General features: G+C 53.9%; 19 protein-coding genes. 6 read left to right on the forward strand and 13 right to left on the reverse strand.

Going from position 1 to position 19,434, the window contains the following annotated elements:
• Nucleotides 1–106 precede the first annotated feature (106 nt).
• The 6 genes from ABDW36_RS12655 (at nucleotide 107) to ABDW36_RS12680 (ending at nucleotide 6,706) form a co-directional block, all read left to right on the forward strand.
• Entirely contained in the window at nucleotides 107–643 is a 537-nt protein-coding gene (locus tag ABDW36_RS12655; RefSeq protein WP_343702268.1) for an RNA polymerase sigma factor, read from the forward strand.
• A gap of 4 nt (nucleotides 644–647) precedes the next feature.
• Nucleotides 648–1,178 carry a hypothetical protein gene (locus ABDW36_RS12660; RefSeq protein WP_343702269.1) on the forward strand — a complete coding sequence of 177 codons (531 nt, stop codon included), beginning with the start codon at nucleotides 648–650 and terminating at the stop codon, nucleotides 1,176–1,178.
• 10 nt (nucleotides 1,179–1,188) lie between these two features.
• Nucleotides 1,189–2,241, forward strand: a complete 1,053-nt coding sequence (locus ABDW36_RS12665) for a hypothetical protein (protein ID WP_343702270.1) — start codon at nucleotides 1,189–1,191, stop codon at nucleotides 2,239–2,241.
• A 24-nt stretch (nucleotides 2,242–2,265) separates the two neighbouring features.
• On the forward strand, nucleotides 2,266–3,012 hold the full coding sequence (locus tag ABDW36_RS12670; protein ID WP_343702271.1) for a head GIN domain-containing protein: 747 nt from the start codon (nucleotides 2,266–2,268) through the stop codon (nucleotides 3,010–3,012).
• 33 nt (nucleotides 3,013–3,045) lie between these two features.
• Nucleotides 3,046–4,194, forward strand: a complete 1,149-nt coding sequence (locus tag ABDW36_RS12675; protein WP_343702272.1) for a C1 family peptidase — start codon at nucleotides 3,046–3,048, stop codon at nucleotides 4,192–4,194.
• A gap of 151 nt (nucleotides 4,195–4,345) precedes the next feature.
• Entirely contained in the window at nucleotides 4,346–6,706 is a 2,361-nt protein-coding gene (locus ABDW36_RS12680; RefSeq protein WP_343702273.1) for an ABC transporter permease, read from the forward strand.
• A gap of 19 nt (nucleotides 6,707–6,725) precedes the next feature.
• On the opposite strand, the gene ABDW36_RS12685 is transcribed toward ABDW36_RS12680, so the two are convergent.
• The 13 genes from ABDW36_RS12685 to ABDW36_RS12745 all read right to left on the reverse strand — a co-directional run bounded on the left by ABDW36_RS12685 (nucleotide 6,726) and on the right by ABDW36_RS12745 (nucleotide 19,281).
• A complete protein-coding gene (locus tag ABDW36_RS12685; protein ID WP_343702274.1) occupies nucleotides 6,726–6,998 on the reverse strand; it encodes an acylphosphatase in 273 nt (90 codons plus the stop codon).
• 55 nt (nucleotides 6,999–7,053) lie between these two features.
• On the reverse strand, nucleotides 7,054–7,434 hold the full coding sequence (locus ABDW36_RS12690) for a hypothetical protein (protein ID WP_343702275.1): 381 nt from the start codon (nucleotides 7,432–7,434) through the stop codon (nucleotides 7,054–7,056).
• Between the two features lie 225 nt (nucleotides 7,435–7,659).
• Nucleotides 7,660–8,238 (reverse strand): 2'-5' RNA ligase family protein, encoded by a 579-nt coding sequence (locus tag ABDW36_RS12695; protein ID WP_343702276.1) that lies wholly within the window; start codon nucleotides 8,236–8,238, stop codon nucleotides 7,660–7,662.
• 189 nt (nucleotides 8,239–8,427) lie between these two features.
• Nucleotides 8,428–9,186, reverse strand: coding sequence for a triose-phosphate isomerase (gene tpiA, locus ABDW36_RS12700; protein ID WP_343702277.1), 759 nt, complete (start codon nucleotides 9,184–9,186; stop codon nucleotides 8,428–8,430).
• Nucleotides 9,187–9,229: 43 nt separating this feature from the next.
• On the reverse strand, nucleotides 9,230–10,402 hold the full coding sequence (locus ABDW36_RS12705; protein ID WP_343702278.1) for a putative sugar nucleotidyl transferase: 1,173 nt from the start codon (nucleotides 10,400–10,402) through the stop codon (nucleotides 9,230–9,232).
• Nucleotides 10,403–10,468: 66 nt separating this feature from the next.
• Nucleotides 10,469–10,723: a type B 50S ribosomal protein L31 gene (locus ABDW36_RS12710; RefSeq protein WP_209143709.1), complete on the reverse strand. Its 255-nt coding sequence runs from the start codon at nucleotides 10,721–10,723 to the stop codon at nucleotides 10,469–10,471.
• 64 nt (nucleotides 10,724–10,787) lie between these two features.
• Nucleotides 10,788–11,279, reverse strand: a complete 492-nt coding sequence (locus tag ABDW36_RS12715) for a YajQ family cyclic di-GMP-binding protein (RefSeq protein WP_343702279.1) — start codon at nucleotides 11,277–11,279, stop codon at nucleotides 10,788–10,790.
• Between the two features lie 98 nt (nucleotides 11,280–11,377).
• Complete coding sequence (locus tag ABDW36_RS12720) at nucleotides 11,378–13,843, reverse strand: M56 family metallopeptidase (protein WP_343702280.1); 2,466 nt, start codon at nucleotides 13,841–13,843, stop codon at nucleotides 11,378–11,380.
• 10 nt (nucleotides 13,844–13,853) lie between these two features.
• Complete coding sequence (locus tag ABDW36_RS12725) at nucleotides 13,854–14,237, reverse strand: BlaI/MecI/CopY family transcriptional regulator (protein WP_343702281.1); 384 nt, start codon at nucleotides 14,235–14,237, stop codon at nucleotides 13,854–13,856.
• Between the two features lie 163 nt (nucleotides 14,238–14,400).
• Nucleotides 14,401–15,288, reverse strand: coding sequence for a sterol desaturase family protein (locus tag ABDW36_RS12730; protein WP_343702282.1), 888 nt, complete (start codon nucleotides 15,286–15,288; stop codon nucleotides 14,401–14,403).
• A gap of 99 nt (nucleotides 15,289–15,387) precedes the next feature.
• A complete protein-coding gene (locus ABDW36_RS12735) occupies nucleotides 15,388–16,011 on the reverse strand; it encodes a hypothetical protein (RefSeq protein ID WP_343702283.1) in 624 nt (207 codons plus the stop codon).
• Between the two features lie 21 nt (nucleotides 16,012–16,032).
• Nucleotides 16,033–16,902, reverse strand: a complete 870-nt coding sequence (locus tag ABDW36_RS12740; protein WP_343702284.1) for a DUF4249 domain-containing protein — start codon at nucleotides 16,900–16,902, stop codon at nucleotides 16,033–16,035.
• A gap of 6 nt (nucleotides 16,903–16,908) precedes the next feature.
• The gene (locus ABDW36_RS12745) at nucleotides 16,909–19,281 is read right to left on the reverse strand and encodes a TonB-dependent receptor (RefSeq protein ID WP_343702285.1); all 2,373 of its coding nucleotides are present in this window, start codon (nucleotides 19,279–19,281) and stop codon (nucleotides 16,909–16,911) included.
• Nucleotides 19,282–19,434 lie beyond the last annotated feature (153 nt).

Genomic DNA, 19,434 nt, shown 5'->3' on the forward strand with positions numbered 1-19,434 from the left:
TATCTCTATGATTTTCAGTAAATTCAAAATAAATGGTGAACAGATGCAACCATTTTTACCCCCCGCCGTCTTTAATATGAGTTTATACCCTAACGCTTTGGAAAAAATGCCTGTAACAGATCAGATCGTGGTACGCTGCCGCAAGGGCGACGTCCGGGCATTCCATGAGCTGTATGAGGCATACGCCAGGGCCATGTACAACATTTGCCTGCGGATGACGGGGCATGCCGCCGATGCGGAAGACGTGTTGCAGGAGGCATTCTTGCAGGTGTTCAAAAACCTGGATAAGCTCAGTTCAGACAGCAGCATCACCGCGTGGATCAAAAGGATAGTGGTGAACCACTGCCTGAGCTACCTGCGGAAAAAGAAAGTATACTTTGAAGAAGTGGGAGAGACGGACGCGGCAGAGGAAGCGGCGGTAGACGAAGGGGCTTATGCCCTTACCGTTTCCGCGGTGAAAGAGGCCATCGGCCAGCTGCCGCATGGTTACCGCACGGTGCTGAACCTCTACATCTTTGAAGAGTACTCCCACCGCGAGATAGCGGAAATGCTGGGCATTACGGAATCTACCGTCAAAACCCAGTTCATGCGGGCCAAAGAAAAGGTGCGGCAGCTGGTAAAACTTAAAACGAAAGAAGTATAACAATATGGAGCTGGAAGATTTCATACAACAAAACCGCAGTGCGTTTGAAGAGGAGGGCCCCGGCCCGCGCGTTTGGGCGGCTTTGGAAAAAGAGCTGCCGGTGAAACAACGGGCAAGGGTGGTGCAGCTGATGGCGCGCCACTGGTGGAAAGCGGCCATCATCGTAGCCCTGGTGGCAAACGCCGGGCTGCTGGTGAAGTTCCTGAATGCCAAGCAGGAAGTGGCCTACGTGCTGCCTGAAATGGAAGAAATGCAGCTCTACTACACCTCCAGGATAGAGCAGAAGCTGGATGAGCTGGAGCAATACCCGGAAGACCAGCTGGGCCTTGACAGCACCGCCCGCGAAGAGCTGAAGCTGCGCAACGATACTTACCTGCTGCTGGAAAAAGAGCTGATGAGCAACCCCGGCAATGAACGCATCCGCGCCGCCATGGTGCGCTATTACCAGATGAAGCTGGAGCTGCTGGACAAGATCCTTGCCGAACAGGAAAAATACCATGACAACTCACCTTTAAATAAAAAAGATGCACTCTAAATCTACATTATTGTTCTTATTGTTATGGCCCTTCGCCGCCCTTGCCACAAAGGGAGATGAAGAGCACAAGATCCGCGTGGTGAAAGAGTTCAGGGCCGGCTCCGGCTCTACGCTGGCGGTGCTGAACAAGTACGGCAAAATTGTGGTCAACGTGTGGGACAAACCCATGGTGCGGGCGGAAATAGAGATCATCGGGTTCGGGAAGAGCGGGGACCAGGCCCGCAGCATGGCGGAAATGGTAGACATACAAGGCTCTGAATCCGGCAGCAACATCCGCATAGAAACAAAATACAATACCGGCAGCGGCAAATGGTTCTCTTTCGGTAAAAAAGACTCTCGGGAGTACGTGAACATCAACTACGTGGTGAACATTCCCCGCAACATGCGGTCTGTGGCGCTAGACAACCAGTTTGGCGATATACTGGCCAGGGAGCTGCCCTTTGACACGCGCATCAGCGTTAACTACGGTTTTTTCGACATCGGCAACGCGGAGAAACTGAAGGTGAACATGAACTATACAGACAAGGCGCGGATTGCGCAGGTGGAGCAGCTGGAGCTGAACGCCAACTATTCCTCCCTCCGCTGCGGCAGCACGCGGGAGCTGAAGGTCAACTCCAACAACAGCAGCTATACTTTCGGAGAAACCGGCAACATGCGGCTCAACTCCAACTATGACGAGTACCGGCTGGCTGCCGTGAGCGACCTGTCTCTCACCGGCAATTACTCCAACTTGCGGGCCGAAACGCTTAAAAAGAACGCGGTGTTCAATGTGAACTATACAGACCTGAACATCCGCCGCGTAGACCCTTCTTTCACCTCCATTACCGCCCATCTCCGTTATTCAGACCTGAAGCTGGGCCTGGCAGGCAAATCCGCTTTCAGGATCACTGCCAACCTTCACCATGGAGACCTGAAAACCGGTGATTTTGAATGGAAGAACGTGACCAACATCCGCAAAAACAATAACCTCTCCTTTTCCGCCATAACGTCCAATGGTACAGACGCATCCGGCCTGATCAAAATAGACGGCTCTTACTGCGATGTAAAATTGGCAGGAGAATAATCTAAAACCAAAAATGAATTGAGCATGAAAACAAGCTTTAAAGCACTCAATGCTATTGCTTCCTTTGCCTTTGCCGCCCTGCTGCTGGCCCCGTTTGCGGGCCAGGCGCAGCGGCAGGAGCAGATTACCGGCAACGGTAAAATGAAAAAAGAAAAGCGGGAGGCCAGCGCCGCTATAGATGAAATTTCCACCTCCGGCAAGTTCAAGGTGTATATCACCCAGGGCAGCACGCCTTCCATTGAGCTGGAAGCAGACGAGAACCTGCTCCCGTACATTGAAGCAAGAATAGATGGTGATGAGCTGCACCTGGGCCCCAAAAAAGGCTACAATCTGAAAACCAGCAGCGATATTATTGCAAGGATCACGGTGGTGAAGCTGGAAAGTCTTGCCGGCAGCGGTACCTCCGGTTTCTATACCGAGGGCGTAGTGAAAGGGGACAAGCTCGAAGTGGCGCTCAGCGGCCGTGGAGACGCAGACCTGAACCTGCAGTACCGGAAGCTGGAAGTAGGCATTTCCGGTAACGGTAAAGTAAAGCTGCAGGGCAGGGCAGACGATGCTGAAATAGGCATCTCCGGCAGCGGCGCGGTAACGGCGCCAGACCTGCAAACGCAGCAAATGGAACTGGGCATTTCCGGCAGCGGGGAAGCCTATGTAAATGCCAGCAAAAAACTGGACGTGTCCGTATCAGGCAGCGGTTCCGTCAAATACAGGGGCGCCGCCAGCGTTAACCAGGCCATCTCCGGCAAGGGCAGGATAGAGCACGAAAATTAACCTATATTGCAGCATAATATCATTATACTGCTTATGAGAAAAAATATTGTGGCGGTTGCATGCGTACTGCTAAGCCTGCAGGCCGCAGCCCAGGAGAAACCGGTAATGATCCGCGCCGCCGCCGGTGATGGCATCACTATCCTGAAGAATAACGCTGCTACCGCCGTCAAGAGCCAGGGCAGAACCGGCACCTGCTGGTGCTTTTCCACCACTTCACTGATAGAAAGCCAATGCATGCGCCAGGGCATGGCCCAGCCAGACCTTTCTGAAATGTACACCGTACGCAATGTATACCTGCTGAAAGCCCGCAACTACCTGCTGCGGCAGGGCAAAGCGCAGTTTGACGAAGGCGGCCTCGGCCACGATGTGCTGAAAGCCGCCTCCCTGTTTGGCCTGATGCCGGAATCTGCCTACAGCGGACTGAAAGCAGGGCAGGAGCAGTTTGACCATGGCCTGATGGTGAAAGCGCTGCGTGCCTACCTGGACACCATCCTGAAAAAACGCCCCGCACCCGCCAATTGGGAGCAGCAATACGCCGGTATCATGGACGAATACATGGGCGGCGCGCCGCCGGCCAGTTTTGACTATAACGGTAAAACCTACACGCCGCAGGAGTTTGCGAAGCAAGTGGTGAAGTTTAAGGAATCTGATTATGTAAGCCTTACTTCTTTCACCCATCATCCCTACTACAGCAGTTTTGTGCTGGAGCTGCCGGATAACCACGCCAACGGCGCTTTTTACAACGTTACGCTCGATGAATTGATTGGCGCCACCAGAACGGCCGTGAACAAAGGTTATACCGTGATGTGGGACGCAGATGTGAGCAACAGGGGCTTCGTTTCCAAATACGGTTACGCTTTTTCACCGGTACATGATACAGTGCCGAACAAAACACAGCCCAACCCCGACCTGGAAGAAGTAAAGGTAACGGCCGCCTACCGCCAGGGCCTCTTTGAACAGCTGGTTACGCAAGATGACCACCTGATGCACATCACCGGCGTTGGCAAAAGCAAAGAAGGCAAACCGTTCTTTATTGTGAAAAATTCCTGGGGCACTACCTCTTCCCCGTTTGAAGGATATGTATATGTGTCTGAGCCGTACTTTGCGGTGAACACCATTAACGTGATAGTGCCCAAAGCCTCGCTTGACAAGGCGCTGCTGAAAAAATTACAGATCAACTAGTTTCCATCTTCTCAAGCTTCCTGTCCGGAAACGGACGTTCCCCGTTCACATCCGGACAGCCGGCATATGCCATTCCCGCCGCAAGGCCCGCCAGCAGGGCGCGGCAGGAATGGCAATATAATTGCGGCACGTATGGCCTAACCTTTCAGCCATGTTCAGGAACTACTTCAAAACGGCCTGGAGAAACCTGGTCAAACATAAGTTCTACTCCGCCATCAACGTAGCCGGGCTCACCATTGGCCTCACCGTGGGCATCCTCATTTTACTCTGGGTGAGAAATGAGCTGACGTACGACCGGTTCCATAAAAACGCAGACAATATTTACCGCGCCTTTGCCAATATGGGGCCTAAGGAGAGCCGCCAGGTATGGACCAGCATGCACGCGCCGCTGGCCGTTTTTGCCAAGGAGGAAGTGCCTGAAGTAACAGCAGCCGTACGCATCAGGCACAATTGGAATTTCTCTCTCTTTGAGTATCGCGGCAAGCGTTTTACGAACGATAAAAAGGCCTACGTTGACCCCTCTTTTTTTACGATGTTCGACTTCCCGCTGCTGGAAGGCAACCCGCAGCAGCCCTTCCAGGGAGATTATTCCGTGGTCCTTACGGAAGCCGCGGCGCAACGGTATTTCGGCACTGCAGAGGCGGTGGGCAAAGTATTGCGGGCAGACGGCAAGCAGTATTTCATAGTGGCCGGCGTAATGGCCAACTTCCCGGAAAATTCCAGCATCCAATATGACATGCTGTTCCCCATGAGCCTCTGCGCCAAATTGTTCAGGGGCAACGGCGAATGGAAGACCATTGATACAGACATCGGCAACTTCGACTATCATGTCTACCTGCAATTGAAACCGGGCGTTTCTCCCGCAGTGGCCGAGAAGAAGCTGGCCGCCAGCCTCTTCAAACGGCGCAAGCTGGAGTATGACGACCCGTACCGCCTGATGCCGCTGCGGGACATGCATCTTTATAAAGCAGACGGCAGTGAAGGGCAGATACAGACCGTGCGTATTTTCCTCATCATCGGCATCCTCATCCTGCTCATTGCCTGCATCAATTACGTGAACCTTTCCACGGCGCGGGCCATGCTGCGGGCCAGGGAGGTGAGCGTGCGCAAGGTCATGGGCGCGGCGCGCCGGCAGCTCTTCTTCCAGTTCGTAACAGAAACCGCGCTGGTATTTGCCTTTGCCATGGCGGCCGCCATGGTGCTCACCTATGTGCTCATGCCGGTGTACAATAATATTTCCGGCCGCAACATTGCGTTCAGTTTTACCGATGGCGGCGTGTGGGCGCTGGCAGGCGCAGCGGTGCTGGTTTCCCTCTTGCTGTCAAGCATTTACCCGGCTTTGCTCCTTTCCTCTTTTGAACCGCTGAAAGCCTTGCAGGGCAAGCTGCGCGGTGGTATGAGCACCACCTTTTTCCGGAAGGCGCTGGTTACCACCCAGTTCGTTTTTTCCGTAGCGCTCATTACCGGCACGCTGGTGATTGCCGGCCAGCTCACCTATATCAATGAAAAAGAACTGGGCTACGATAAAGAACATGTGTTCACCTTTGTGCTGCGCAACATGCGGGCCCACCTCCCGGCCGTGCGTGCGGAGCTGATGCAGGAGCCTGCCATCACCGGCCTGAGCACTGCTAACGACCAGATACTGCAGATCGGCAATACCACCAGTGATACGGATTGGGACGGTAAACAGCCCAACAGTGAGTTCTTTATTCATGGCATGTACATTGACTCCAACTTTTTATCACTGATGAAGCTTCCCATTGTGGAGGGAGAGGGTTTCAAAGGCATTGCATCTGATTCAGCGCATTACATCCTGAATGAAACGGCGGTAAGAGAAGCCGGTATCACCAACCCCATCGGGAAGAAGTTTGTGCTGCATGACGAGCCGGGCACCATCATAGGCGTGGTAAAGGATTTTCACTTTGCTTCACTGCGCACGAAAATAGAGCCGGCCATTTTTGTGTACCGGCCATCGGGAGACGGCATGTATGTGCGCACCACCGGGGGAAACGCCTCAAAGGCAGCTGCCGCGGTAGAAAAGCTGTGGAAAAAATACAACCCCGACTTCCCGTTTGAATACACCTTCCTCGATCAGCAATACGACAACATGTACAAGTCTGAACAGCGCACAGCCAGCCTCTTCAGCATCTTTGCCACCGTGGCCGTGCTCATTTCCTGCCTGGGCCTGCTGGGATTGGCGGCTTACACGGCGCAGGTGAAAACCAAGGAAATAGGCATCCGCAAGGTGCTGGGCGCCAGCGTGGCCAGTATTCTGCAACTGCTGGGGAAAGACTTTATGCTGCTGGTAGTGATTGCCATTGTTATTGCCACGCCATTGGCCTGGTACGGCATGAGCCTGTGGCTGCAAGATTTTGCGTACCGCGTTACCCTCAGCTGGTGGATGTTTGCAGTGGCGGGCCTGGCCGCTATCAGCATTGCATTGCTGACGGTGAGCGTACAGTCTGTGAAGGCCGCGCTCACCAACCCGGTGAAAAGTTTGCGGTCAGAATAGGGGATACAACCGCTACGTGTTAGCCATGAAGGATCTCAAAACCTTCGTAATGCCGCGGCGTGCCTTCTTCAATATCAAGCGAGGTAACGCTGGCGCCGATAGGGCCAACGCGGCACCAGTCAATAAATTCTTCCATGGCCGCTTCCTGGCCTGCGGCAACGATCCGTACACTGCCGTCTGGCAGGTTTTTAACAGTGCCTTTCAGGCCCAGCTTAACGGCTACAGACCGGGCGGTGGCCCTGAAAAAAACGCCTTGTACTTTCCCTTTTACGGTTATTTCCCTGTGAATCATAATGACGCTAAATGAAGATCGGTAAAGATATAACAAAATGCAGGCCGCGGGTGTTTCACCCGGCGGCGAAGCACAGCCGAAGTTGGTCGAGTCCTTCTGCATATGCTGTGCTGCCTCCGGGGTAAAATATAAAGAATCTGGGCGGGTGATGGGGCGCTTCGTTCACCTCATGCACCTGTATATGTAAACCTGGATGAAAGTAGAAGTATTCTATGGCCTCCGGGGCCACGTTCCTCCGCACCTGCTCCAGCTGGAAACCGGCTTTGGTGAGCAGGGAAAACACCGGCTGGGCCGGGTCTTGTTGTATGATGCCATCGTTGTAAGTCGGTTTGATAGATACCCATTCCATAATAGTCGTTTTTACCTGGTGCGCAGGTGTGGTGCCGAGGCGCAGCATCCTCCGGCAGCCATGTGCTAATGCATGCCTGTTCAGCATTCAATGAATGTTACCGGGTTAACCGGCTGAATTTACGGGTAGGTAAGTAGCGGGGGTAAGTAAGAGATCAAGGGGCCGGGCGACGAACGCCCGACCCGGAAAGTTCAAGTGATATTTGATACTGACTCTTGAAAAGGCTTGTGAAAATACAGGATAAGGGTTGACCTGCATGGGCCGTTTTCCTGCAACGGCCATGCCGGTAGCGCAACCACCTGTCAGGCCGCATCAGGCCGCATGGTTGAACAGCGGATGCTCTGAAGCATTGTCCCTGCCGAAGCGGAACTCCCTCACCAGCTCATACCGCTGCCCGCCCGCCGGCTTCCTCACCAGGCTGAAGCTGTGGCAGTGGAAACTGCGCACAAACATCTTGTTGGCGAAGTAGGGGGCCAGCCGGTTGAACTGCTGTGTATTGACAGACCGCACCAGGGCCATATGCGGCTTGAAGGTGCCGGGCTTCAGCTCAAAGGTGCGCAGTATTTTCCTGTGCAGCTCTTCCACCGGTTTAGGGTTGGCCACGTTCACATAGAACATGTGGCGCTCTCCCTGTTTGCTATGGTCTATCCGTGAAGTATAAATGGTAAAGGCAGATTGCTCCTGCACCATTTCCTCCAGCATACCCGTGAAATCCGCCTCATATTTTTCAGGAAACTCCGACCGGAATAAAGCTATATGCGCCTGTGAAAAAGCAGCCTGGTCCATGCCCAGCTCCTCCGAAATCAGATGCCGGAATATGCTCACATCCTGCAAGGTTTGCGCATCCGGATGTATCACCAGCATGTAATCATACATTACTTCGTTTTCCATGTCTTTTTGATTAAAGCAACCATCAAATTGAAACGATCATTATCATTTACAGCACTAACAATAACGATCCCTTCTTTCACAACACGAATATACTAACATTTTTGGAATTACTAATAAAATTAGCAAAAAATACTAAAAAAAATGGCCGGGACGTACCACGGCCATTTCTCGTATGGGTAATAACGTTTATCAGAAGCTTTGCACAATAGCGGTAAAGTCTGCCGCCATCAGGGAAGCGCCGCCGATCAGCCCGCCGTCTACGTCTGCGCAGGCAAACAGTTCTTTGGCATTGGAAGGTTTGGCGCTGCCGCCGTAGAGGATGGTAAGCCCCAGCGCGGCTTCGCGGCCGTATTTATCCGCAATGCGGGCGCGGATGAAGGCATGCATGTCTTGCGCCTGCTGTGCGCTGGCGGTCAGGCCGGTGCCAATGGCCCAGATGGGCTCATAAGCTATCACGATGTTTTTCAGCGCGGCCGCGTCCAGGTGGAAGAGGCTTTCTTCCAGTTGTTTGGCCACGTAATCGTTCTGTGTTTCGGCTTTGCGCACTTCCAGCGGCTCACCGCAGCAGAAGATGGGTTTGAGGCCGTTGGCCAGCGCCTGGTCTATTTTCTTTGCCAGCTGCGCGTTGGTTTCGGAAAAGTATTCCCTGCGTTCGGAGTGGCCCAGTATTACATAATCCACGCCGACAGACTGCAGCATTTCGGCAGATACTTCGCCGGTATAGGCGCCTGATTTTTCGCTGGCGCAGTTTTGTGCGGCCACATAAATGCCGGGATAGTTGCGTACCAGCTGTTTTACCTTGAGCAGGTAGGGGAAGGGGGGAGCAATCACTACTTCCTGCCCTTCGGGCAGTTTGATGCCGGCGCCAAGAATATCGTTCACCAGTTGTTCGCCCTGGGCAAGCGTAAGGTTCATTTTCCAGTTGGCGGCTACAATCTTTTTTCTCATATATGTATATACTGTTTTTGAAAGAGGGCCGAAAAATACACAATTACCCGTGAAAAATACGGGTTAATATCTGCTGGTCTGCTTCGGTCAGCGCCTGTCCCTTCAGCTGCATCCAGGCGCCGGCGTCACGCAGGGCCTCCGTAAGGCGGTATTTTTCGCCGGCATGCTGCTGGCCGCCCCAGCTGAAGGAGGGCAGGTATTTGGGCGGAAAATCGCCCCCGAACACGTTGCAGCTAACGCCTATTACCGTGCCGGTATTGAACATGGTATTGATGCCGCAGCGGCTGTAGTCTCCCATCAGCACGCCGCATTTCAGGCCCGCGCTCCAGGCTTCGTTTTTAGCTTCCATCCACACCCTTACCTCGCGGGCGTTGTTTTTCAGGTTGGAGCAGGTGGTGCCTGCGCCCAGGTTGCACCATTCGCCTATGACGGCATCTCCCAGGTACCCGTCGTGCGCCTTGTTGGAATAGTTGAAGAACACGCTGTTCTTCACTTCTCCGCCTACCACGCAACGCTCTCCGAGGGAGGTTGCGCCGTACACCCGCGTGCCCATTTTCAGCACGGCGCCGGTGGCCATGCCAAAGGGGCCGCGTATGGTGCAGCCTTCCATCACTTCGGCGTCTTTGCCAATGTAGATGGGGCCGGTTTCGGCATTCAGGATGCTGCAGCTTACCCGTGCCCCCGGCTCAATGAATATCTGTTTAGGGTTCAGCAGCGTGTTCCCCGCTGCGGCGGGGGCGGATTTGCGGCCACGGGTCAGGAGCGCAAAATCGTCCCGGAGCGCGGCATCGTTATACTGCGCAATATGCCAGGGCTGGTCTATGCGTATGATATCGTCTTCAAAATCAATGCGGGCCTGGTCTGCGGGCAGGAAAAAATCATCCCCGCTGACGGCCTTGGCCAGCAGCCGCCCGTTCTTGTACAGCTCCTGGCCGGGCTGCAGGGCGCGGATGGTTTTCACCACGGCCGCGGAGGGCAGCAGGTGGCCGTTTACCAGTATGGTGACGGTGTTCTGCGGAGCTTTGATGAGGGGGAACTTCGGCTGCAGGTAATCCATCGTAAAGTACCCGATAGGAGACACTTTCAGCCATTTTTCCCATTTTTCGCGGATGGTAAGCAGGCCTATACGGCAGGCTGCCACGGGGCGGGTATGGGTGAAAGGGTATAACTGGTCACGCTCAGGCGTGTCAAACAGGATGTAGTGCGGGTTCTTCATGACGGGCGAAAATAAAGAAATCCCGCCGATTAATACCGGCGGGATTCCCAAATATTTGCAGACGGCTTATTTAGCGTCTTTTTTGTAACGTTTGTTGAACTTGTCGATACGGCCTGCGGTATCTACCAGTACGTTCTTACCAGTGTAGAACGGGTGAGAGGTGTTGGAGATCTCAAGCTTGATCAACGGATACTCGTTACCATCTTCCCATTTCACGGTTTCGCGGGAGGGGGTAGTGGAACGGCTCAGAAAGCTATGCCCGTTAGACATATCTTTAAACACTACGAATCTATAATTTTCCGGATGAATTCCCTGTTTCATATCAATAAGTTAATAAATACAGAGCGCAAAGGTAACAGATATTTTTAAATCGGCCAAGAAAAATCTAGCTTTTCATATTCTGGTACTGCAGGGGCAGGCCCAGGTTGGCGCCTTTGCACAGCTGTATAACTTCCTGTAAATCATCTATTTTCTTGCCTGTAACGCGTATAATATCGTCCATAATGGCGGCTTGCACCTTCAGGCCGGCGTCTTTGATCAGCTTGACGATCTTCTTGGCGTCTTCCTGTTTGATACCGTTGCGCACGGGAATGTCTTTTTTATACACCTTGCCGCTCTGGTAGGGCTCCTTGCTCATGTCATACACAGAGGCTTCCATGCCTTTGCGCATGGTTTGGCTGATGAGCACGTCTACCACCTGGCCCAGCTTCATATCGGTTTCCACTTCCAGCTTCAGCACCAGCTCTTTTTTATCCAGCTCAATATTTACGTGGCTCCCTTTAAAATCATACCGGTTGGTGATTTCTTTCTTGACAGTATTGATGGCGTTATCCAGGGTTTGCAGGTCTACTTTGCTGACAATGTCGAAAGAGGGCATAAACGGGTTTTTAATGGTGAATTAAGAGCAGCAAAGATAATAAAAAACCGCTACCCGGTCAGGTAAGCGGTTTTAGTTGATAGAATGGCGGCTAAAAATTACTGGTTGTCCCGGGCATGCACGTTCAGACTGTTTTTGCTGCCCTTAATATTAACATTCTCGTTTTTGAGATATTGTTGATATTTCTTTTTCACGTCATCGGGCTGTTTCTGGCCGTTGATGTAGAGATCGTCCCCTTTCTTGTTGATCTCGAAGTTGTTGCGGTCTATCAGCTTGTCTGCCTCCATCTTGTCAAGCAGCTCATTGTAGACCTTGTTCTGCTCCTGGGCTTCCCTGGCGTGCTCACGTGCCCTGGCCGCGTGCTCCCGGGCTACCTGCTGGTGCTCTTCGGCCCGCTGGCGGGCTTCCGCGGCGGCTTCCCTGGCGTGCTCCCGTGCGTCCCGCTGGGCTTTCTCCGCCTGTGCCAGGGCAACACGGTGCTGTTCCCGTGCGTCCCGCTGGGCCCGGGCTGCCTGTTCACGGGCCTTCTCAACGGCTACCCGGTGCTGCTTTTCGGCTTCCCGGCGTGCTTCCTGCCCCTGGCGTTCTGCTTCCAGGCGGGCTCTCTGGCTTTCACGCAAAGCTTCCTGCCTGGCCCGAAGGGCCTGCGCCCTTCCTTCCCGCGCAGCGGCCAGGGCCTGTTCACGATGGGCGGCATCCTGCCAGGAGGAGGGATTGTTTTTGATATCTTCTTCTATCTTTTTCCAGTCTATTTTATCCATTTTCTCCTTGATCTCTTTTTCGATCTTCTCCCAGTCGGTTTTCTGGAGACTGTTCTTTATCTGGTCGGAGATCTTTTCCCACTGTATGTTCTTGATGCTCTTGTTCACGTCCGCGCCGATCTTTTCCCAGTCAACGTCTTTCATACCGTCGGCAATTTCCTTGTTCGCTTTTTTCATCGCCTCCCGGATGTCATTGTTCATCTTGCTCCAGTCAATTTTTTGCATGCTTTCCTGGATGTCTTTGTTCATCTTGCTCCAGTCTATGTCTTTGACGGCATCCTGGGCCACCTTCATTTTGGCAGACAGCTGGTTGAGCGCCTGCTTTTTTTCCTGCAGGCGGAGGTATTTCTCCCGGTCTTCCGGCGTCATGTCATCCAGGCTGTTATAGGTGCGGGTACCTTGATCGTCTTTGATCACAATTTTACGCGGCACGGTATCCAGCGGCGGCATGGGCGCCAATGGAGCCATTGGAGACATGGGCGTCATCGGAGCCATTGGCGCCATTGGTGTCATCGGAGCCACCGGCGCTACTGACGCCATTGGTGTCAGAGGGGCCAATGGTGCAGGAGGGAGGGCCTGTGCCCATACGCCAGGCGCGGGGGCAGGCGCGGGCGCCCGCATGACATCCACTCCCGGCACAGGGGCAGGGGTGGGCGCTGCCGGCTGCACAACTGCCATGGCGGGCGCAGGTGCAGCAGGCGGCATGGGAATAGTATCGCAGATAACCGTTTCAGCGGCGGCGTTGTCCGTACAGTTCTCTTTCTTGTCAGACTTGCCGGGGCTGAGCCAGGCAATAGACACCAGGCCGGTAACGATGATCAGTAAAGCAAGTAAGCGTTGGCTATAGTTGAGATTTTTGGTCTTCATTTCCATGATGCGTTTGATGCGATGAAATAAATGGTGTTTATCATCTGCCGCAGCCATGGCCATCGGGTTCACTGTAAGGCGGTATTCTTCCAGCGCAACCAGGGCCCTGGCGTAATGCAGCGGCTGTACGGTACCTGCTATCACCAGGTCGTCACAGCAATGTTCCCTTTCCAGGCGGATGTTCTTGCTGATCCACCACACAAAAGGATTAAAGAACAGGATGGTTTCTACAATGGACTGGAAGATATTCAACAGGTAATCATTTCTCCTGATATGGGCCAGCTCATGCAGCAGGATGGCTTCCAGCTGCTCCGGGCTCAGGTTGTTGACCATGGCCACGGGCAGCAGTATGACGGGGCGGAGAAAGCCTATCATCACAGGCACCTGCAGATGCCGGGATATAAAAAGCTGCACCTTGCGGTCAATACCCATGCGCCCTGCCAGCACCTTCACATATTTTTCCCATTCCGGGCCGGGGGAGCTGACGCCCTGCCGGCGCAACTGCCGCAGCTGGCTCAGGTCAAAGCTCAGCTTGAGGGTCATGATCACCACACCGGCTGCGTAAATGGCCACCAGGAAGGGGAAGTAGGCTTCCATACCCGGCATCACGGTTTGCAACCCGTCTGCATGCTGCTGCGGTACCTGCTGCAGCGCTGCCTGTATGGTAGCGGCATCCATCCGGGCGGCCAATGTCCTGATCTGCTGTTCTTCCTTTATAATAGACAGCTGCCTGAAAAACGTGGCGCCAAACCAGCCTGCAATGCCGGCCAGGGAGAGGCAAGACAAATGGTATTTGATGGCGGAACTGGCCATGGGCCATATTTTCAGCACTATGCGCAGGCAGGCGTAAATACAGAAGCCTTGCCAGAAAGAGTGCAACAGCGTCCAGCCGAACGCGCGGATGAGGTCTGTGGTTAAAGGAAGCAACGAGGTCATGGTAGTGATTTTATGACTGCTTTTTTTCCATTTCGTTCAGGTACCGGCGGATCTGCTCCAGCTCTGCAGGGGAGGAGCGGTGATGCCCCAGGGCCTGCATTACCAGCTGCGTGGCAGAGCCATTATACACGGTATCAATCATCTTGTTCAATAATTGCTGCTGTGTATTTTCACGAGACACGGCGGCCTCATAAATATGCGTTTTGGCACTGGCGTCCCTGGTGAGCAATCCCTTTTCATGCATGATCTGCATCAGCTTCAAAGTAGTGGTGTAACCTGCCTCTTTGCTCTGCTCCAGTATTTCATGCACTTCCCTGACCGTACTGGCGCCTTTCTCCCAAAGGATGCCGAGTATTTCCAGTTCACTTTCCGTGGGCTTGATGTGCTTGTTCATGTGTGTGCTTTATAATGATTCCCTGTTGTACGAATATCTTCGTAAACAAATGTACGATAGTTTTCGTAAATGCAATATCATGATCAGAAAAAAAGGATGAACGGACATTAGGATGTACGAACTGCTGCTGGAAATTACGGGGCGGGGGAGGATGATATGCCTGTTACAGCATGCCTTGTTCCGCCCGCGTTACGGCTGCATCCCGCAGCTCCCGCGTGGTTTTGCGGCTGCCGTCGTGGCTCCAGCCGGGCGGGCCGAACAGGTAGCGGAGCATGTGGCCCCAGCGGCGGCTTTTCCGGAGGTCCGCGGCTATGGCGCCCCACTCGTGCGTGGCTATACGTAAAGGATTATAAGTGTGGATGTTGCTGGTAAGGCCGTAGGTGGGCCTTTCTTTTTCGGGCTCAAAGGTGCCGAACATCCGGTCCCAGATGATCAGCACGCCGGCGTGGTTCCTGTCAAGGTACTGCAGGTCAGACGCATGGTGTACGCGGTGGTGGGAGGGGGTGTTGAAGATGAACTCCAGCGGCCGCGGCAGCTTGTGCACGGCTTCGGTATGTATCCAGAACTGGTAAATGAGGCTGATGGCCTGCATGCTCATCACCATGGCGGGGTGAAAGCCCAGCAGCGGCATCCAGCCCCAGAAGAGGAAGGTGCCGGAAAGGTTGCCCGTCCAGGTCTGGCGCAGGGCGGTAGAGAGGTTATATTTTCGGGAGGAATGGTGCACAACATGGGAGGCCCAGAAATGACGCACGTTGTGGCTGATGCGGTGAAACCAGTAATAAGTGAGATCGTCCGCAAAAAAGCAGGCTACCCACACCCACCATACGCCGGCATCCAGGGTGAAGAGGCGGAAGCGGTAGATAAAATCATATACTATATAAATCAGGCCTTTTGTGACCAGCCCTATGGCCACGTTGCCCAGCCCCATGGCAATGCTGCTGGCGGCGTCTTTTGTTTCATAAAGGCCGCGCTTGTCCCAGGCGGAGAAGATCACTTCTGCCAGCAGCAGCAGTACAAAGCCGGGAATTGCGTAGTGAATGAGGTCTGGCATAAAAAAGATCAGGAATTACGGATAACGGATGACGGGTGCTGATATTCCCTTTGCCAAAAGTTACTGAATTTTCAGACATCATCCGTTATCCGCCGTTCCTTAAAACCTTCCTGCCTTGATGGTAAAATGCGCCGCGGGGCCGCTCAGCCGGTCGTCAGTAATACCGGGCGTACCGGAGCCCTGTACAAAGCGGTAAGAGCCGCCAATGGCCACCCGCAGGTAGGAGGTGATGTTCATTTCAAAGTTCACGTGCGGCTCTCCTACAAAGAAGCTGCTATAGTCCTGCGGGTCATTGTCATCCCAGCCGTGGTGATACCTTTCGTTCTTCATCACACCGCCGCCGCCGATCAGCGCGCCTACGGCTACGTGAAAGAGTTTGTTGCCCCTGATGGTATACTCGGGCACAAAGCCGGTGTACCACATGTTCCAGTACAGGGTAGGGTCTGCGGGGTTGGCGCGGGGCGCTTCTATATTGTTCACCAGGCCGTATGCGCCTGCGCCCAGCATCAGCTGGCTGTTGAGCATCACGCCGGCGTAGCCGCCCAGCAGCAGGCCCAGCTCTTTGTTGAACGTAGTGAACTTCACCGTGGGCGCGCCGAAGCCGCCAACCCTGATCTTGCCTTTGCCGTTGCCTGCCAGGCTCTCAATGCCTGCATTCTGTGCAAAGCTGTACTGGGCCAGCAGCAGCGTTGCTGCCAGCAAACATAATTTACCGATTTTCATACCGTTTTTTTTAAGATGTACCTATTCCACTTTTTTCTCCTTAAACTTCACGGAGGAAGCGCCGAACCAGCCCAGCACGCGTTCCGGGCTGCCGGTGTTGGTGTTGAGGATATTGCTTTTTACGTTTTCCAATATTTTGGCAAACAGCCCGCCGTTGTTCAGCTGGTTGTTCACATGCACCAAAAAGGCGTGGCTGGGCTTGCTCACCGAGGCCAGCCGCACAATAATGGTCTCATGCAGCTGAAAAGGTTTGTCCCAGCGGGTGATGCTTTCGCTGATGGGCACAATGAAGATGGAGCTGTCAGACACGTCTTCCGAGAAAGACCCGTCTACCGCAAAGCCGTCTGCCACGCGGTTATCCCTGGTGTTGCGGTAGCTGCGTACCCAGTAGTAGTCTGTTGCGCCGGCCAGGTCCCGGCCGTGGAAGCGGGCGTAATAGCCTTCTTCCCCGCTGCCTGAATCTTCCGCCTTTTTGAACTCGTAGGTGATGGAATCTATTTCGGGCACGCGTTTAATGGTGTCTATCGCTTCATATACCTGCTCCTTCAGCTGTACGCGCAGTTTGTACACGTGGCCCAGCTTGCCGATGCTTATGCCGGCGCCGGGGTTGTGGGTGTACTTTCCGTCCGCAAAAGCGAAGTTGTAGGTTTTGTTTTCCGTGAGGTCTGTTATCGTCACCACCGCATCACTGATAATAGGGGCGGGCGCCTGGCTGGTGTAGGGCGCGGTTTCCGTGATGCGCACGCTCTGCGCGCCGGGCTCGTCCGTCAGCCATGCGTCTACCACCGGCATCACCTTTCCTTTAGGCACTTCCACGTCTATCACATCTTCGCAGGCGGTGAAAGCCGCGGCTGTGGCAAGTATGGTCAATGTGCTGAATATCCTGTTCATCTGTTGCTAGAATTTGAAGTTGTAAGTAATACCGGGAATGATAGAGCCGATGATGGAGAGGCGCACGGCCTCTTTCTTGCTGGCATCGTCCGGGTTTTGCCGGAAGTACACCGTGTAGGCGTTCCTGCGGGCGTACACGTTGTAGAGGGAGAATACCCATTCGCCTTTCCAGCGTTTCAGTTGTTTGCCTTTGTAGGTGAAAGAGAGGTCAAGCCGGTGGAAGGGTTTCAACCGGTAGTTGTTCCTTCTTTCCGTGGTGTTGTAGGGAATGTCCCAGTCCTGGTACTCCAGCCGGCTGTCTGCAAAGGTAGCGGGCGTGCCGGAGGCAAATACCCAGTTGGCGCCCAGGCTGGCGCGTTTGGAGAACTCGTGGCTGACCACGATGTTCACGTTATGCGGCCTGTCATACCGGTTCAGGAACCATTCGTTCTGGCTGAGGCCGGGCGTTTGCCTTTCCGTACGGGAAAGGGTGTAGCTGACCCAGCCGGTGGTATTGCCCACGTCTTTTTTAACGTACAGCTCCAGCCCGTAGGCGCGGCCTTTGGCGGCGAGCAGGTCTGCCTCAATGAACTCGTTGAGGTCAAGGTCTGCATCGTCTATATAGTCCAGCTGGTCTTTCATGGTTTTGTAGAACACCTCTGCGGATACTTCAAACTTGTCTCCCGGCGCGTTGTAGAAATACCCGGCGGTGAACTGGTCTGTAAGCTGCGGTTTCACGTTGTTGGTTACGGGCGTCCAGATATCTACCGGGGTGGGAGAGGCGGTGTTGCTGAGCTGGTGCATGTACTGCGCGGAGCGGCTGTAGGCCACCTTCACGGCAGAGGTGCTGTTCAGCGAATATTTGGCGGAGAGGCGCGGTTCCAGGAAGTAATAGTCTGCAATGTTTTTGCCGGCGGCAAATTCCTGCGCGCCGGTGAGGCGTTTGCGGATGCCGGCGGTAGTGTCTGCATAATAATACGCGGTGCTTTTGCCGCGGAACTGGAAGCCGGAGAGGCGCACGCCGTACTGGATGCCGAACTTGCCTGTTTTCCATTCATGGTCCAGATAAGCAGCGGTTTCCAGGCCGTGTTTGTCTTTCACCACTACTTCCGAATAACGGTCATCTTCCTGGGAAGTGCCCTTGCCGGGCTTGAAGGTGTAGTAAGTGCCCTGCAGGCCGAAATGCAGCGTGTTGCTGGTGTTGATGTAATAGGTGAAGGCCGGTTTCACGCCGTAGTTGATGATGTTGGACGTCCATTTGAACTGTTGTTTCACGGTTTCGTCCGCATCGCTCTTGAAGGCCAGGCTATAATCGTACTTGGTGTAATAGGTGGTGAGGTTGAGGAACAGGCGGCTGTTGAAAATGTGGTTCCAGCGGATGGAGCCGGTGGTGTTGCCCCAGTTGAGATCTGCCTGGTTGCCGAAGCCGAACACGTCCCGCCCCAGGTAGCCGCTTACAAAGAGGCTGTTGTTCTTGTTGAGATTGAAATTCACTTTGGCCGTAAGGTCGTAGAAGTACAGCTTGGTATCTTTCATATCGCCCTTCAGGAAAGGTTTCATCAGAATGTCCATGTAAGAGCGGCGGCCGGCAATGATGAAAGAGGATTTATCTTTTTTCAGCGGGCCTTCTACCGCCAGGCGGCTGAAAATATTACCGATGCCGCCGGTGAGGCCGAGGCGCTGGTTGTTACCGTCTTTCATGCGTATGTCCAGCACAGAGGCCGTTCTGCCGCCGTACTCCGCCGGGAAGCCGCCTTTGATGAGGTTGATGTTCTTCACCGCGTCAGGGTTGAACACGGAGAAGAAACCCAGCATGTGGGTGGAGTTGTATACGGGCGCTTCGTCCAGCAGAATGAGGTTCTCGTCCCCGTTGCCGCCGCGCACGTTGAAGCTGGCCGCGCCTTCGCCCACGGTGTTCACGCCGGGCAGGGTCTGGATGGTGCGCAATACGTCTACCTCACCCATGAGGGTAGGCAGTTTCCTGATCTCCGCAATGTCCAGCTTGTTGAGGCTGGTGCTGAGGGTGTTGATGTTTTTTTCCTGGTGTTTGCCGGTTACCACCACTTCATTCAGCTGGCGGTCTGCCTGTTCCAGCTTGATGTCGATCCGCTGGTTGCTGTTGAGGTTCACCGTCATTTTGGTAGGGGCGTAGCCTATGTAGGAGTACTGCAGCTCATGGGAGCCGGCCGGCAGCGTAAGGGAGTAGAAGCCGTATTCATTGGTAACGGTGCCAATGCTGGTGCCGGGCTTGCCTATGGAAATGCCTATCAGTGATTCGCCTGACTGTGCGTCTTTCACATAGCCGCTTACGGTATAACGCTGTTGCTGCTGCGCGGAGGCCCCCAGGGCGCCCAGCATCAGCAAACAGATGCACATAAGCGTTGTTGCTGTTGATTTCATATTGGATTTCATTTGCCTTTGTGTGTTTCCGGGAATATGACGTGCAAAGTAGGAGTTACCCCTATGAAGGAGTAATAAATCATGATTAATAAATATAAAAAGTGGAAATGAGGGGTTACCTGATGAATATCATGTTTTATCAGTGAAAAAGGG

It is taken from the genome of Chitinophaga sp., from assembly GCF_039596455.1.
In the GTDB taxonomy this organism is placed as follows: domain Bacteria; phylum Bacteroidota; class Bacteroidia; order Chitinophagales; family Chitinophagaceae; genus Chitinophaga.

Excerpts from the sequence above, each read along its gene's own strand:
- ABDW36_RS12655 (WP_343702268.1), top strand. The coding sequence starts at position 107 with ATGCCTGTAACAGATCAGATCGTGGTACGCTGCCGCAAGGGCGACGTC.
- ABDW36_RS12660 (WP_343702269.1), top strand. The coding sequence starts at position 648 with ATGGAGCTGGAAGATTTCATACAACAAAACCGCAGTGCGTTTGAAGAG.
- ABDW36_RS12670 (WP_343702271.1), top strand. The coding sequence starts at position 2,266 with ATGAAAACAAGCTTTAAAGCACTCAATGCTATTGCTTCCTTTGCCTTT.
- ABDW36_RS12675 (WP_343702272.1), top strand. The coding sequence starts at position 3,046 with ATGAGAAAAAATATTGTGGCGGTTGCATGCGTACTGCTAAGCCTGCAG.
- ABDW36_RS12680 (WP_343702273.1), top strand. The coding sequence starts at position 4,346 with ATGTTCAGGAACTACTTCAAAACGGCCTGGAGAAACCTGGTCAAACAT.
- ABDW36_RS12685 (WP_343702274.1), bottom strand. The coding sequence starts at position 6,998 with ATGATTCACAGGGAAATAACCGTAAAAGGGAAAGTACAAGGCGTTTTT.
- ABDW36_RS12690 (WP_343702275.1), bottom strand. The coding sequence starts at position 7,434 with ATGCTGAACAGGCATGCATTAGCACATGGCTGCCGGAGGATGCTGCGC.
- ABDW36_RS12695 (WP_343702276.1), bottom strand. The coding sequence starts at position 8,238 with ATGGAAAACGAAGTAATGTATGATTACATGCTGGTGATACATCCGGAT.
- tpiA (WP_343702277.1), bottom strand. The coding sequence starts at position 9,186 with ATGAGAAAAAAGATTGTAGCCGCCAACTGGAAAATGAACCTTACGCTT.
- ABDW36_RS12705 (WP_343702278.1), bottom strand. The coding sequence starts at position 10,402 with ATGAAGAACCCGCACTACATCCTGTTTGACACGCCTGAGCGTGACCAG.
- ABDW36_RS12710 (WP_209143709.1), bottom strand. The coding sequence starts at position 10,723 with ATGAAACAGGGAATTCATCCGGAAAATTATAGATTCGTAGTGTTTAAA.
- ABDW36_RS12715 (WP_343702279.1), bottom strand. The coding sequence starts at position 11,279 with ATGCCCTCTTTCGACATTGTCAGCAAAGTAGACCTGCAAACCCTGGAT.
- ABDW36_RS12720 (WP_343702280.1), bottom strand. The coding sequence starts at position 13,843 with ATGACCTCGTTGCTTCCTTTAACCACAGACCTCATCCGCGCGTTCGGC.
- ABDW36_RS12725 (WP_343702281.1), bottom strand. The coding sequence starts at position 14,237 with ATGAACAAGCACATCAAGCCCACGGAAAGTGAACTGGAAATACTCGGC.
- ABDW36_RS12730 (WP_343702282.1), bottom strand. The coding sequence starts at position 15,288 with ATGCCAGACCTCATTCACTACGCAATTCCCGGCTTTGTACTGCTGCTG.
- ABDW36_RS12735 (WP_343702283.1), bottom strand. The coding sequence starts at position 16,011 with ATGAAAATCGGTAAATTATGTTTGCTGGCAGCAACGCTGCTGCTGGCC.
- ABDW36_RS12740 (WP_343702284.1), bottom strand. The coding sequence starts at position 16,902 with ATGAACAGGATATTCAGCACATTGACCATACTTGCCACAGCCGCGGCT.
- ABDW36_RS12745 (WP_343702285.1), bottom strand. The coding sequence starts at position 19,281 with ATGAAATCAACAGCAACAACGCTTATGTGCATCTGTTTGCTGATGCTG.